The organism is Agrobacterium sp. O3.4 (assembly GCF_041414895.1).
In the GTDB taxonomy this organism is placed as follows: domain Bacteria; phylum Pseudomonadota; class Alphaproteobacteria; order Rhizobiales; family Rhizobiaceae; genus Agrobacterium; species Agrobacterium cucumeris.
Window position 1 is genome coordinate 86206 of sequence record NZ_JALPZP010000005.1, and the last position, 14296, is coordinate 100501.

Genomic DNA, 14296 nt, shown 5'->3' on the forward strand with positions numbered 1-14296 from the left:
GTCTCACCGCCCCACCGCATAGGCCTGCATCAGCCGCGGTGTCGCGGCGGCGCGCAGCAGGCCGTCCACATCCCGCCTTGCTGCTGTCAATCGCCCGACCGACCAGGCATCGGCAACCGTGACCCGGTGGCCGCGACGGCGAAGCTCATCGAGCGTCGCCTCACCCGCTGTGCTTTCCACCATGATTTCACCCGGCGAGCTGGTACGCGGATAAAACGAGCCCGGAAAATGCGAGGTGTGGAACAAAGGCATGTCGATGGCCGCCTGCAGGTTCTTGCCGTGATGCGCGTAACGCAGGAAGAAAGGCAACTGCCACTGGTCCTGCTGATCGCCCCCCGGTGTGCCGAAGACCATCGAGGGCCGCCCCTGATGCAACGCAAGCGACGGCGTCAGCGTGGTGCGCGGGCGTTTGCCCGGCGCAAGCGAGGTCGGCAGGCCTTCCTTCAGCCAGAACATCTGGGCGCGGGAATTGAGTGCGAAACCGAGGCCCGGCACGACCGGCGACGATTGCAGCCAGCCGCCCGATGGCGTGGTGGACACCATGTTGCCCCAGCGGTCGATGACGTCGATATGCACAGTGTCACCGCGCTTCTCCGTCAAATGCGACATGGTCGGCTCGTAGACGGTGCCCTTGCCGCTCATCTCGGCCAGCATGGCCATGGTGGCGTCCACCTGATTTTCGTATCCGGGCACGATGCCGGGGCGCAGCGCCAGCGAGGCCTCGCGGCCGATCAGCGCCCGGCGTCCGGCATTATACCCGTCAGAGAGAAGATATTCCGTTGGTATCTGACCGAATTCCGGGTCGCCGTAATAGACCTCACGGTCGGCAAAGGCGAGCTTCATGGCCTCAACGATGGTGTGGATGAAATCAGGCCCGGACGGGTCCATGGCCGCAATGTCAAAGCCCTTCAGAAGCGCAAGTGATTGCAGCAGAACCGGACCCTGTCCCCAGGCGGGCGTCTTGGCAATCGTCCAGTCGTGATAATCAAGCGTCTGCGGCGCTTCGACGGTCGCGCTCCACCCGGCCATATCCTGCGCCGTCAGCACACCCTTGTGCCGTGCGCCGCTGGCATCCATGACTTCCGCCGTCTTTACGTAACTGTTGATAGCTTCCGCAACGAAACCCCGGTAGAAGGCATCGCGCGCCGCCTCGATCTGGTTTTCGCGGCCGGTACGCGCTTCGGCTTCGGTGATAATCCGCTGATAGGTCGCAGCCAGAACCGGATTACGGAAATTGGCGTGAGGCTCGGGTGCGGCACCACCCGGCAGCCATGTCTCATGGGATGTCGGCCATTCCTTCTCGAAGAAATCGGCCAGCCCCTTGATGGTGGCGGAGACACGCGGCAGCGTTGGATGCCCCTGCTCGGCATAATAGATGGCGGGTTCCAGCACGTCGCGCACGCTCATCGTGCCATAATCGCGCAGCATCAGCATCCAGCCGTCGAAGGCACCGGGGATGACGGTGGCCAGCAGCCCGTCGCCGGGGATCAGTTTCAGCCCTTCCGAAGTGTAATGTTCGATCGTCGCACCGCTCGGGGCCGGACCCTGTGCGCAGATGACTTCAACCTTGTCCTTCTGCTTTGAATAAAACACGGCCGGCATATCCCCGCCCGGACCGCAGAGATGCGGCTCGACGATCTGCAGCACAAAGCCGGTGGCGACGGCGGCGTCGAAAGCATTGCCGCCCTTTTCGAGAATGGCCATGCCAACGGCCGAGGCGATCCAGTGCGTTGAGGTGACGACGCCGAAGGTGCCAAGGATTTCAGGGCGTGTTGTGAATTCAGTCATTCCGATATTCCTTGTAAAAATCATGCTTCGCGCGGATCGAGCGCATCACGCAGGCCATCACCCAGAAGATTGAAACCGATAACGACGAGGAAGATGGCGATGCCGGGCCACATCGTCATCCACGGCGCCTGGCTGAGGAAATTCTTCGCGGTGTTCAGCATCGAACCCCAGGACGGCGCCGGCGCCTGCTGGCCGAGACCGAGGAAGGAAAGGCTCGCCTCCGCGATGATGGCGGTCGCCACCGTCAGTGTCGCCTGCACGATGATGGGGGCAAAGACATTCGGCAGGATGTAGCGGGTCATGATGTCGATGTGGTTGAGGCCGATGGACCTCGCGCCTTCGACATAATCCTCCATCTTGACCGCCAACACCTGCCCGCGCGTCAGCCGCACGAAAATCGGCATGGCGGAAAGGCCGATGGCGATCATCGCATTGGTGAGGCTCGGGCCGAGGAAGGCGGCAAGCGCGATTGCCATGATCAGGAACGGCATGGCGAGCAGCGCTTCGGTGATGCGCGAGATGACCATATCCACCCAGCCGCCGAAATAGCCCGAAATCAGGCCGAAGGGCACGCCGATGACCACTGCGATCATCACCGAGACGACACCTGCCATCAGCGAGGCGCGGGCGCCATAGATCATGCGCGAGAGAATGTCGCGGCCGAGATCGTCGGTGCCGAGCCAGTGGGCTGCCGATGGCGCCTTTCGAATGGCCGACCAGCTCGTCGCAACCGGGTCGGCAATCGGCAGGATCGGCGCGGCAATGGCAAGCACGGCGAAGAACAGCACAATGATCATGCCAACAAGCGCTGACTTGTTGCGCTTCATTTTTTTCCAGGCGCGGCTTTCCTGCCGTGTCGCCGGTACGGATAGGTTTTGATCGAGAACGGTCATGATATCAGCCTCAGATGGTCGCCCTGAGGCGGGGGTTGAGCAGGACATAGGCAATGTCGGCCAGAAGGTTCATGAGAATGAAGCCGACGGCGGTGCAGAGCACGATGCCCTGTACGACGGCATAATCGCGGGTGAACACCGCATCGACCGTCATCTTGCCGAAGCCGGGAATGGTGAAAATCTGCTCCGTCAGGACCGCGCCGGCCAGCAACTCGCCGAAGAGCAGCGCCAGCAGCGTGATGACCGGCAGCAGCGCGTTGCGGAAACTGTGCGACAGGATGATCTCGCGCGGCGAAAGCCCCTTGGCCCGGGCGGTGCGGATATAATCGGAACTCAAGACCGCCACCATCGCCGAACGGGTATGACGCATCAGCGTTGCCGCAAGCGCGTTGCCCAGCACGAAGGCCGGCATGATCATGGTTTCGATGGAACGAACAGGGTCGACGAAGATCGATTCATAACCGGATGCCGGCAGCCAGCCGAGCTTCACCGACACCAGCAGGATCAGCATGATGCCGAGCCAGAAATTCGGGATGGACAGGCCGGAAAGCGCCACGATATTGGCCGTGTAGTCGATCCACGTATTCTTCTTGACGGCAGCGAGAATGCCGATGGGAATGCCGATGACCATGGCAAAGAACATCGCCATGACAGCCAGCTGAATGGTGACCGGCAGCTTCTGGCCGATCAGTTCCAGCACCGGCTGGTTGGTGCGTAGCGAAATGCCGAAATCACCCGTCACCACGCCGCCCAGCCAGTTGAGATATTGCAGTGGAACGGGGTCATTGAGGCGATATTTTTCCCGCAGGAATTCAATCGTCGCGGGATCGCGTTCCTCACCCGCCATGGCAAGAACCGGATCGCCCGGCAGGAGTTTCTGCAGCGAGAAAACGAAGATGGAAATGATCAGAAGCGTCGGGATCGCGACCAGCAGTCGCTTGCCGATGTAAACAGGCATGGCATTGCCCCCGTTTGAGTCCGGTGCTGGGGGCCGCACGGCAAGCCGTGCGACCTGTTCAAAGCTGTCAGTCCTTGGAAACGCCGAGAAGGCGGATCATGCCATCGGGCGACGGCGCCCAGCCCTTGACCTTGTTGGAAATGGCATAGGCATAGGGCTGGTGGCCGAGATAGATGATCGGCATGTCATCGTTGAGGATGACGCTTGCGGCATCGTATTTTTCCTTGCGCACCGCATCTTCGGTCGAGGCGCGGGCCTCGTTCAGCAGCTTGTCGACTTCAGGATTGCAGTATTTCACATCGTTGATGCCGCCCTTGCAGGTGACGAACTGGTGCAGGTTGCCATCCGGATCGATACGCCCCGACCAGTCGGAACGGCTGAGCTGGTAATTGCCGGCGGTCTGTTCGGACAGCAGCGTCGCAAATTCCGTCGCCTTCAGAGTGACGTTGAAACCGGCCTCGGCCACCATGGACTGGATGACCTGCATCATCTGTGTCTGCGTGGTGTTGTTGGCGTGCTGCAGCTCGACGTCGAGCTTCTCGTAACCCGCCTCCTTCATCAGCTGCTTGGCCTTGTCGATATCGCGCGGCGGCACTGGCAGGCTCTGGTTAAACCAGGGGCTTGTGGGCGGGAAGGCCTGATTGCCACCCTTGGAGGTGCCTTCAAAGACGATCTGGCCGATCGCCTCGCGGTCGATGGCATAGGAGAACGCCTGCCGCAGTCGCTTGTCCTTGCCGAGTGGATTATCCGCACGCGCGCCATTGTTCATGTTGACATACATGGCCATGTAACCCGGCCCGATTATATCGGCATAGGTCAGCTTGGAATCGTTCCTGACGGATTCCGCATCGGATGCCGAAATACGTTCGGCAATATCGAGGTCGCCGGCGCGAAGGTTTGCAAGCTTCACGGTTGTATCGGGGATCGGCAGATAGACGACCTTGTCGACGAGGACCTTGTCCTTGTCCCAATAGTCAGCGAATTTCTCGAGCACGATACGGTCCTGCTGGATACGCTCGACAAATTTGAACGGCCCGGCACAAACCGGTTTCGAACCAAAATTCGCGCCCAGTTCCTTGGCCGCCTTGGGTTCAACGATCATGCCGGCGCGGTCGGAAAGCTGTGCCAGCAGGGTAACGTCGGGCGTCTTCAGCGTGAATTTCACCTCCAGCGGTCCCGTCGCCTCAACCTTTTCGACCGAGGAGAGCTCGCTTTTGCGGCGCGATTCCGGCAGCGTCATATTGCGCTCGATGGTCGCGACCACGGCAGCCGCATCAAGCGTCTCGCCATTGTGGAACTTGACGCCATCGCGGATTTTCATGGTCAGCACCTTGCCGCCTTCGGACCAGGCCCATTCGGTGGCAAGCTGGGGCACGATCTTCATGTCCTGCGAGATATCCACCAGCTTGTCGCACATGGCGGTGTAGACGATGCGGCCAACGAAGGTGCGCGATTGCGCAGGGTCGAGCACATCGGCATCGTCATTGAGGCCGATGCGCAATTCGGACGATAGCGCCGGTGCGGCGAGCAATGCGCTGGCGAGCAGCGCCGCAGTCAAAGTCTGGGTCTTTTTCATGTTCGTTCCTCTGGTCTGGTTATTTTGACTTTTTGTCATTGGCCGCCCTTGCGGGACGACAGTTTTCATCCGTGGCCTCAGGAGGCCTCGGTCAGCGAATTATCGGCCTCGGCCGCATTGCCCTCCCCGGTGTTTTCCTCCAGAAAGCCGAGCGAGGTGGCGCGGATCAGCCTTTCCTGATGCATGAGAAGATGCTGGCGCATGGCTTCACCGGCGCGCGCTGGATCACGGTCGGCAATGGCTTCGACAATGGCCATATGCTGTTCGAAAGACGCCCTGCCATTAGTGCCGCTGCGCCGGGCAAGCTCGCGGATCGACTGCCATGCATCGTCCTGGCGAATGCGGTTGACGACATCGAAGATCGACAGGAAAAGCTTGTTGCCGGCGCTCTGGGCGATCTGGCGATGGAGCGAGCCATCCCATAATTCCTTGGCGTCGGCATCCGTGCTCTGGCCGGTCTTTTGAACAAGCGCGCGCATGCGCTCCACCTCGGCCGGTTTGGCGCGCATGGCCGCAAGCTGCGCCAGCTGTGGTTCTATGCGCAGGCGCACTTCCATGATTTCCATGAAATCCGTTCCGGCGACCAGTTCCGTGACCTGGGCGGACCAATCATCCGGTTTTTCACCCACAAAGGTTCCGGCCCCCTGCCGCCGCCAGATCAGGCCCTCGGCTTCCAGAACCTCCAGCGCCCGGCGGATCGAACGGCGGCCGACGTTAAAAGTCTCCGCAAAGGCCCGTTCCGTCGGCAGACGCCCATCCCTCGCGAGATGATTCGCCTGAATATAGTCACGCAACCGCGCCAAGGCGTAGTTGGAATTGTCGTTAGGGCCTGCTGCCACGCCGCACCATTTGTCTGAACCAATCCGATATTGGTTCATTTGGTGAGAAATTTTTGCCGACGTCAAGCGCATTTTTGAGCGACGATTTTTCACGCTCAAAATATGGGCATGTGGCGTTTTTTTGAGAGTGAAGTGCGACGCAGGCGCATGACGTTCTCACCTGCCCTGTGTTCCTTAAGGCCCGATGGAAAGCCGGATGCGTCCCGACAGGCGCTCTCCGGGCGGGATGATCCTGACACCAAACACTTCCCGCTGCGTCTCCGGCACGCCAAGCGCTCCGGCGGCCATGGAAACGGGCTCGAGGCAAAGATAGCGGTCCATGCGGTGAACGGCGAGATGGCCAAAAACCGGATCGGCCTCGATCCGCAGCGAAAACCTGTCAAATTGCACATGTGCATTTGACCAGTCGGTATAATGCAACGTGTATCCCGTTGCGGCGGGAATGGCGGTGTTGTGGCGAGGGACTGCCGGCTGGCCGGTCGGCACGTTCTGCGGGTCCAGCGGATATTGCAGTCTGGCATCCGTGCGCGCGTCGCAACCAAGTCCGGCGGCCAGATAGGGATGCCATCCGAGCGCCATCGGCGCGGGCACGTCCGCGAGATTGGTGATCGACAGATCCACGGTGAGGCCGGTGTTTTCAAGCAGAAAGGACTGTTCGGCGCGGAAAGAAAAGGGCCATTCCCCGTCAGCCTCATAGTCGAGTACCAGCCCGGCCCGATCGAAATCCAGATCGGAAATCTCCCATGCGCGCCGGTGCGCAGGCCCATGCATGGCATCCGGCGCGAGCGCAGGATGTGGCAGGAGGTTATGGCGGATGCCGGCATGAACGAATGAGCCGCCATAAAGCCGGTTGTGATAAGGGAACAGCGGGTATGCGCCGGCGCGCGGCCAGTTGAGCGGCTCGAAACCGTCCTCGCCCGTAGGCACCAGAATATCGCCGTGGTCGGCATGGTGCAGATGGGTAATCCTGCCGCCCCATGCGGGGCGCAGGCGGGCCGAAAACGGCCCGCAGCTTATCGCAACCGTTTCAGGCGAAGGCATAGGATCCGTCAGGACGTTTTGGTACCCGCCTCTGCCAGTGAACATAACCATCTTCCTGCATGGCTTTTTCATCCATCTCGACACCCCAGCCGGGGCGATCCGGCCTCAGTTCCAGATATCCGTCCTTCGGCAGATAGGGGTCGACGACATAACGGGTTTCATCCTCGCGTTTTTCCAGATCGGTGCCGCCATAGACGTAGCATTGCCCTTTCGGCAGTCGGTATTCGAGAATACGGAAATTCTGCTGGGCCGCGGAAAAATGCACATTGACGGCAGTGGCGAGCGGCCCCATCGGGTTATGCGGCGCGATGCTGACAAAATGGGCTTCCGCAAGCGTAGCGATGCGGCGCATCTCAGAAATGCCGCCGACGACGCAGATATCGGGCTGGATGATATCCGCACCCTTTACCTGAAGAAGACGCAGGAACTCATTGCGATGATACAGACTTTCCCCTGTTGCCAGCGTGCAGTTCAGCCCCTGCTTCAGGTCTCCCCACATCTCGATGTTTTCCGGACGCAAAGGCTCCTCGAAGAACAGCGGATCGTAAGGGGCAAGCGCGTTGCCGAGCTGGCGGGCGGCCGCAGGTTCGAAAATCTTGGCATGGGCATCAAAGGCGATATCGTAATCGGGCCGTACGGTCTCGCGAAGCGAGCGGAAATATTCGGCAGAACTGCGCACCACCTCACCCCAGCGATGCGCGTGGATATCGAGGCGCCACGGGCTGAGCTTGAAGGCCGTGAAGCCCCAGTCCTCATTCAGACGATCGAACTCTTCCTTTGCAGCCGGCGCGTCCGGAGCCGTGTAGACCCCGGCATAGACCTTGATACGGTCGCGCACTTCGCCGCCCAGCAGTTTGTAGACCGGCACCCCCGCCGCCTTGGCGGCAAGGTCCCAGAGGCAATGGTCCAGCGCCGAGATGGCCGAAAGGCCGAGTGCGCCGGGCGGAAAACGGTTTTGCTGCAGAAGGAGATTGTAGAGATATTCAACCCGCGTCGGGTCCTGCCCGGCAAGGAAGCCGTAGAGGTAATCCAGCAACGGCGGCAGGGCGAGATCGGGGCCGTGATTGTAACACTCACCCCAGCCGGTCAGACCGTCATCGGCATCGAGAGCGACGACAACGCGGGGACGGTCCTTGTCGCGGGTGACGAATACCCGCATGCGATCGATTTTCATGCTTTAGTCTTCCTCGTGAATTGCAGGATGCAACGGCCGCGACGTTATCGGGCCGCAACCCCGTTCTTGATCTCGGATGGCTCGACATAGCGGAACCTCCGGGTGCGATCCCGGTCGCGCGGGTCGGGGCGCGGAATGGCGGAAAGAAGCGCCTGCGTATAAGGGTGATCCGGCGCGTTGCAGACCTTTTCCGCCTCTCCCACTTCCACCAGCTTGCCGCGATACATCACCCCGACGCGGTCGCACATGTATCTGATGACGCCGATATCGTGGCTGATGAAGATGTAAGCGAGCCCCAGCTCGTCCTGCAGCCGCATGAGCAGATCCAGCACCTGGAACCGCACCGAAACATCCAGCGCCGAGGTCGCTTCGTCCGCCACGATGATGCGCGGCTTCAGCGTGATGGCGCGGGCGATGCCGATGCGCTGGCGCTGGCCGCCCGAAAAGGCGTGCGGGTAACGCTCACGCCCGGTAGGATCCAGCCCCACCTGCTCCATCAGGGCGCAGACGCGTTCATCCAGTTCCCTGCCCCTGGCAATGCCGTTGACCAGCAACGGCTCGCCGATCACCTGCGCCACCGTCATGCGCGGATTGAGTGAGCCGAACGGGTCCTGGAAGACCATGCGCAATTCGCGCCGTGCAGCTTTCAGCTCGGCACCTTCGATTTTGGCCAAATCGACCACCGTGCCATCCGCCCGGCGATAGCGCATTTCGCCGCCGGTCGGATCGTAAAGGCGCATGATGGAGCGGCCCATCGTGGTCTTGCCGGAACCGCTTTCGCCGACGATGCCGAGCGTCTCGCCGGGCAACAGCTTGATCGAGACGCCATCCAGCGCCTTCATCTCGCCGAAATGCATGGAGAGGTCGTTGACCTCCAGGATGGGCGCTGCGGCAAGATCGAGCGGCGGGCGGGCAAGCCGGATTTCCGCTTTCTGCTCCAGTTTCAGCACCGAGCCGATCAACATGCGGGTATAGGGATCCTGCGGGCTGTGGAATATCTGCTCGACAGTGCCATATTCCTTGGCGACACCGTGATGCATGACCAGCACGTCATCGGCAATCTGCGCCACCACACCCATGTCATGGGTGATGAACAGCACCGCCATGCCATGCGCCTTTTGCAGCCGCGATATCAGGTCGAGGATTTCGGCCTGTGTCGTCACATCAAGTGCCGTTGTCGGTTCGTCGGCGATCAGCAATTGCGGTTTGCAGGCCAGCGCCATGGCGATCATGGCGCGCTGGCGCATGCCGCCGGAATACTGGAAGGCATAACGATCCAGCGCCTTTTCAGGATTGGGGATTTCCACCTGCCGCAGCAGCTCGATAGCCTCGGCCCGCGCCTGCGCCTTGCTCATCTTCAGATGCAGCCGCAGCACCTCGGTGATCTGGTCACCCACGGTGTGCACGGGTGAAAGCGACGACATCGGCTCCTGAAAGATCATCGCGATGTCTGCGCCGCGTACCGAGCGGATCGCCCGGCTGCGCGGATCGAGCTTTGCGAGATCGAGAGACGTGCCATCGGCGCGGTTGAGGATGATCGACCCGGATGCGATGGAGCCGGGGCTGTCGATGATCTGCAGGATCGAGCGGGCGGTGACGGACTTGCCCGAACCGCTTTCGCCGACGACACACAGCGTCTTGCCGCGGTCGATGGAAAAAGACAGATCGTTGACCGCCCGGAATACCCCGTTTCTGACCGGAAACTCGGTGACCAGATTACGGACTTCAAGCAGCGGCTTTGCTGGCTTCATGGAGAGAATATCGCTCATCCGGGGCCTCACTTGTTATAGGGGTCGGCTGCGTCGCGCAGACCGTCACCGAGCAGATTGAGCGCCATGACGGCAACGACAACAGCGACGCCGGGCAGGAACAGCCAGGGTGCGGTTGCGATCGAGCGGATATTCTGCGCCTCGCGAAGCAAAACGCCCCAGGAAATCGTCGGCGGCTGAAGGCCGAGGCCAAGGAAGGACAGCGAGGTTTCCGCAAGGATCATCGCCGGAACCGCAAGCGTGACCGAGGCGATGATATGGCTCGAAAAACTCGGCAGCATGTGGCGGAAGATGATGCGCCCTTCCGGCACGCCATCCAGCCGGGCCGCAGCCACGAACTCTTCGGTTCTGAGTGACAGGAACCGGCCGCGCACGACGCGAGCGAGCTGCGCCCAACCGGTCAAGGACAGGATGATGGTGATCATCATGTATTGCAGCGTCGCCGGCCAGCCCTGCGGCAGCGCGGCGGCCATTGCCAGCCAGATGGGAATGGTGGGCAGCGAGAGCACGAAGTCGATCACGCGCTGCATGACGAAATCGATGCGTCCGCCATAATAACCGGAGATGCCGCCGAGAACGACACCAAGCAATAGCGAGAAGAACACACCGACAAGACCGATCGACAGCGAAATCTGCGACCCCTGCACGACGCGGCTGAAGACATCACGGCCGAGACGATCCGCACCGAAAAGAAACAGCGGCCGCGTCTTGTCGGTGGAAGCAAACAGATGGATATCCGTGGTGAACAGGCCGAACACGGAATATTCGTAACCACGACCGAAAAGCTGGACCGGGATTTTCGTCGCCGTATCTTCGACGAACACCGCCGCCAGTGTCTCGGGATTGCGGGTCAGCTTCAGCGGATAATAATGCAGCCCGAGCGAGAAACCGTCGGTCGTATCGATGAAGTGGACGCGCTGCGGCGGATGGAAGGTGGCGCGGGCATTCTGCAGCACCGGATCGTTGATGGCGAAGAAGCCCGGCACCAGCGCGACGATATACATGGCGATGGTGATGAACAGGGCGGCCATGGCCAGCTTGTGGCGTTTGAAGGCCCACCAGATGAGCTGCCACTGCGAAGCGACGGCGGCGCGGTCCTGCCGGGCATTGGTGGTCATGGTGATATCGCTCATGGCGCCCTCCTATTCGAGACGGATGCGCGGATCGACCAGCGCAAGCAGGATGTCGCTGATAAGCGAACCGATCAGCGTCAGCGCGCAGATCAACAGCACGAAAGCGCCGGCGAGATACATGTCCTGCGCCATCAACGACTGCAGAAGCAGCGGTGCGGCCGTCGGCAGATTGAGCACGATGGCGACCACCACGGAGCCCGAAATGAGATTGGGCAGCAGCCATGCGATGGTGGAAATGAACGGGTTGAGCGCAATTCTGAGCGGATATTTCGTCAGCAGCTTGAACTCGGACAACCCCTTCGCACGCGCCGTGGTCACATAGGGCTTGGGCAATTCGTCCAGCATGTTGGCGCGCATGACGCGGATGAGGCTTGCGGTGGATGACACGGCAAGGATGGCGACCGGCAGCCAGATATGGGCCATCAGGTCGATCATCTTGGCGATGCTCCAGGACGCCGTTTCATATTCTGCCGAAAACAGCCCGCCGACATCGGCCCCGAACTCCACCGCCGCCACATACATCAGCACCAGCGCCAGCAGGAACGACGGTATGGACAGGCCGAAAAAGGAAAAGGCGGTGAAGAGATAATCGCCGATCGAATATTTGCGCACGGCGGAGAAGACGCCGATCGGAAGGGCGATGGCCCAGGTGGCGAGAAGGCTGGCGACGGCCAGAACCAGCGTCAGCGCCATGCGTTCCCAGATGAGGCCGGAAACCGGCTGCTGCCATTCGAACGAAATGCCGAAATCACCGCGGCTGATGATGCCCCATATCCATTTCAGATATTGCACGATCATCGGGTCATCGAGACCGAAGCGTTCACGCAGCTGCGCCGCCGTATTGTGGTCGATGACCTCGTTGGAGGCGGCCAGGGTGGCGATATAGGTCGTCACATAATCGCCGGGTGGCAGCTGGATCAGGACAAAGGCAAGGAAACTGACGGCAAACAGGGACGGTATCATCCACAGCAGGCGTTTTACGATAAAAAGCAGCATGTCGTTCTCGCAATCACATTGGACCGCACCCGCCGCCTTCCAACCAGGGAGACGGATTGTGGGCGGTGGAAACAACCTGAGAGGCGTCGCCGCGTTGAGGCAGCGACGCCCATATGGTGGTGTCAGCTTGTGAAGGTGAACTGTTGCGGCAGCGCCGGGCCGGGATTGGGCCACGACCAGCTGTCGGGTTCGGTCTCGGGCACGTTGCGCAGATTGTTGCGAATGATGCCGAAACCACCGACAGCAAGGCAGAGGCCGATCGTCTCGAACTCTTCCGCCGCGATGTCGAAGATTTCCTTCATCTTCTCACCGCGCTTGGCAAGGTCGGCCGTGGAGCGCGCCTCATCGAACAGTTTGAAGCGTTTTTTCTGGCTTTCCGGCGGCTCCTCGCCCTTCTGGCCGTTGGACGTATACCAGAGCGCCCACGGAATGGCGTAACGCGATCCCTGCGGATGGAAGGCGAAGAAATCGCGCGGGTCGAGCATCGGATCGAGGCCACCGGGGCCAGGCCAGACCGCCGCATCATGGGCGTTATCATCGCCGCGCGTGTAATAGAGCGCGCGTTCGATGGTATTGACCTTGATATCGACGCCGATCTGCGCCCACTGCGCCTTCACCAGTTCGAGCGCATCGACCAGATCGGGATAAAGCGTCGGGATGACATCGATGGAGAAGAAGATCGGCTGGCCGTCGGGACGAAGCCGCATGCCATTGCCGTTCTTCTTGTCGTAACCGGCCTTGTCGAGAAGTTCATTCGCCTTGGCAGCATCATATTCGGTGTACTGGCGCCCCAGCTTTTCATTATACCAGGGGTGCGTCGGGCGTGGCCCGGCCTGATATCCCTCGCTCTGGCCGAAATAGACGATGTCGATGATTTCCTGCCGGTTGAGCGCAATGGACAGCGCCTGGCGGAAGGACTTGTCGGCAAACATCTTGCGCATTGCCGGGTCTTTATGGGTGATGTTCAGGTAGATCTGGCACTGCTGTGAAGCAGACGGCACCAGCGTCAACAGGCGATAATCGCCTTTTTTCATGTTCTGCGACAGCGTCGGCTTGTTGGCGAGAACGCTGATATGGCGTTCCTGAATGTCGATCTTGCCGGAAATGACGTTCAGCATCAGCGATTCGACATCCTGCGAGATGCCGAAATTGACTTCGTCGATGTAAGGAAGCTGGTTGCCTTCGGTATCGACCTGCCAGAAGTAAGGGTTACGGGTCATGACCACGCGGGTCGCGCCGCCGGAATAGGGTTCCTTCACCACCCATGGATCAAGTGTCGGCTTGTCGACATTCGACCAGCGCGACGGGATTTCGATATCGCCGCACTTGGCGCGGAACAGTTCCGTCCAGCTGGATACGCCGGCTGCCTTCACATCGGCATCGAGCGAGGTGTTGTATTTCGGCAGGAACTTGCTGCAATAGTGCTTGGCAAACAGCGTCGGATGCTGACCGAGCGGTGTGGCAAGGTTCTCGAGATAGAGCGCATTCGGCGCCGCGAACTTGAACCTTACCGTGAAATCATCGACCTTTTCGACGTCGACGGCCTCACCCGCAACGGAAAGCTGGGCCGGGGTGGCGCTGTAAAGCTCCTTGTTCTTGATGCAGTCCTCGATGGCGAACACCACGTCATCTGCGGTAAAAGGGTGGCCGTCCGACCATTTCGCGCCCTGCAACAGATGGAAGGTGAACTGCGAGGCGTCGTCATTGACCTCCCATTTCTCGGCAAGGTTCGGCAGAACTTCGGTGAAGTCCATGTTCCAGCGCACCAGCCCCTGGTTGCCGACCATGCGCAGAATGCCGTTATGGTCCGACGAACCGCGCAGGCCGCGGCGCAATGTGCCGCCATAGGTGCCGATCTTTTCATGCGGCGTCACCACCATCGGATTTTTCGGCAGGCGCTCGGCCAAGGGCGGCAGTTTGCCGTCTTTTACCAAGGCAGCCAGTTCCGGCGCTTCCTTGCCGGTGGCGGCCCGCGCCGAAGTCCCGATGACGGAAAGGGCGGCGACGCCGCCAAGCCCCGCCATAAAGGTCCGGCGCGTCACGCCAAGCGAAAATTTATCCCCATCGCGCATCGATTATCCTCCCAAAAAATCACCGGCAGCAAAACAGCCTTCACTGTGTCGCAGCGG

11 protein-coding genes are annotated in these 14296 nt (G+C 60.6%); all 11 read right to left on the reverse strand.

Annotated elements, in window-relative coordinates; translation table 11 throughout:
- Positions 1 to 3: 3 nt before the first annotated feature.
- The 11 genes from M0412_RS20645 to M0412_RS20695 all read right to left on the reverse strand — a co-directional run bounded on the left by M0412_RS20645 (position 4) and on the right by M0412_RS20695 (position 14239).
- Positions 4 to 1788 (reverse strand): gamma-glutamyltransferase family protein, encoded by a 1785-nt coding sequence (locus M0412_RS20645; RefSeq protein WP_269699997.1) that lies wholly within the window; start codon positions 1786 to 1788, stop codon positions 4 to 6.
- Positions 1789 to 1808: 20 nt separating this feature from the next.
- Entirely contained in the window at positions 1809 to 2681 is an 873-nt protein-coding gene (locus M0412_RS20650) for an ABC transporter permease (RefSeq protein WP_003505690.1), read from the reverse strand.
- Positions 2682 to 2691: 10 nt separating this feature from the next.
- Positions 2692 to 3639 carry an ABC transporter permease gene (locus M0412_RS20655; protein ID WP_006311351.1) on the reverse strand — a complete coding sequence of 316 codons (948 nt, stop codon included), beginning with the start codon at positions 3637 to 3639 and terminating at the stop codon, positions 2692 to 2694.
- Positions 3640 to 3706: 67 nt separating this feature from the next.
- Complete coding sequence (locus M0412_RS20660) at positions 3707 to 5215, reverse strand: ABC transporter substrate-binding protein (RefSeq protein ID WP_269699993.1); 1509 nt, start codon at positions 5213 to 5215, stop codon at positions 3707 to 3709.
- Positions 5216 to 5292: 77 nt separating this feature from the next.
- A complete protein-coding gene (locus M0412_RS20665; protein WP_269699992.1) occupies positions 5293 to 6093 on the reverse strand; it encodes a FadR/GntR family transcriptional regulator in 801 nt (266 codons plus the stop codon).
- Between the two features lie 135 nt (positions 6094 to 6228).
- Positions 6229 to 7095, reverse strand: a complete 867-nt coding sequence (locus tag M0412_RS20670; RefSeq protein WP_269699991.1) for an aldose 1-epimerase — start codon at positions 7093 to 7095, stop codon at positions 6229 to 6231.
- Positions 7082 to 8269, reverse strand: a complete 1188-nt coding sequence (locus M0412_RS20675; RefSeq protein WP_269699990.1) for a galactarate dehydratase — start codon at positions 8267 to 8269, stop codon at positions 7082 to 7084. The genes M0412_RS20670 and M0412_RS20675 overlap by 14 nt, the downstream gene beginning before the upstream one ends.
- Before the next feature lie 44 nt (positions 8270 to 8313).
- Complete coding sequence (locus M0412_RS20680) at positions 8314 to 10038, reverse strand: ABC transporter ATP-binding protein (RefSeq protein ID WP_269699989.1); 1725 nt, start codon at positions 10036 to 10038, stop codon at positions 8314 to 8316.
- An 8-nt stretch (positions 10039 to 10046) separates the two neighbouring features.
- Positions 10047 to 11171, reverse strand: a complete 1125-nt coding sequence (locus M0412_RS20685) for an ABC transporter permease (protein ID WP_269699988.1) — start codon at positions 11169 to 11171, stop codon at positions 10047 to 10049.
- 9 nt (positions 11172 to 11180) lie between these two features.
- On the reverse strand, positions 11181 to 12167 hold the full coding sequence (locus M0412_RS20690) for an ABC transporter permease (protein WP_142841996.1): 987 nt from the start codon (positions 12165 to 12167) through the stop codon (positions 11181 to 11183).
- Between the two features lie 122 nt (positions 12168 to 12289).
- Positions 12290 to 14239 carry an ABC transporter substrate-binding protein gene (locus tag M0412_RS20695; RefSeq protein ID WP_142841995.1) on the reverse strand — a complete coding sequence of 650 codons (1950 nt, stop codon included), beginning with the start codon at positions 14237 to 14239 and terminating at the stop codon, positions 12290 to 12292.
- Positions 14240 to 14296: the final 57 nt, after the last annotated feature.

Coding starts and splice junctions, on each gene's coding strand:
- M0412_RS20695 (WP_142841995.1), bottom strand. CDS start 14,239: ATGCGCGATGGGGATAAATTTTCGCTTGGCGTGACGCGCCGGACCTTT.
- M0412_RS20645 (WP_269699997.1), bottom strand. CDS start 1,788: ATGACTGAATTCACAACACGCCCTGAAATCCTTGGCACCTTCGGCGTC.
- M0412_RS20685 (WP_269699988.1), bottom strand. CDS start 11,171: ATGAGCGATATCACCATGACCACCAATGCCCGGCAGGACCGCGCCGCC.
- M0412_RS20665 (WP_269699992.1), bottom strand. CDS start 6,093: ATGAACCAATATCGGATTGGTTCAGACAAATGGTGCGGCGTGGCAGCA.
- M0412_RS20660 (WP_269699993.1), bottom strand. CDS start 5,215: ATGAAAAAGACCCAGACTTTGACTGCGGCGCTGCTCGCCAGCGCATTG.
- M0412_RS20680 (WP_269699989.1), bottom strand. CDS start 10,038: ATGAGCGATATTCTCTCCATGAAGCCAGCAAAGCCGCTGCTTGAAGTC.
- M0412_RS20675 (WP_269699990.1), bottom strand. CDS start 8,269: ATGAAAATCGATCGCATGCGGGTATTCGTCACCCGCGACAAGGACCGT.
- M0412_RS20655 (WP_006311351.1), bottom strand. CDS start 3,639: ATGCCTGTTTACATCGGCAAGCGACTGCTGGTCGCGATCCCGACGCTT.
- M0412_RS20670 (WP_269699991.1), bottom strand. CDS start 7,095: ATGCCTTCGCCTGAAACGGTTGCGATAAGCTGCGGGCCGTTTTCGGCC.
- M0412_RS20650 (WP_003505690.1), bottom strand. CDS start 2,681: ATGACCGTTCTCGATCAAAACCTATCCGTACCGGCGACACGGCAGGAA.
- M0412_RS20690 (WP_142841996.1), bottom strand. CDS start 12,167: ATGCTGCTTTTTATCGTAAAACGCCTGCTGTGGATGATACCGTCCCTG.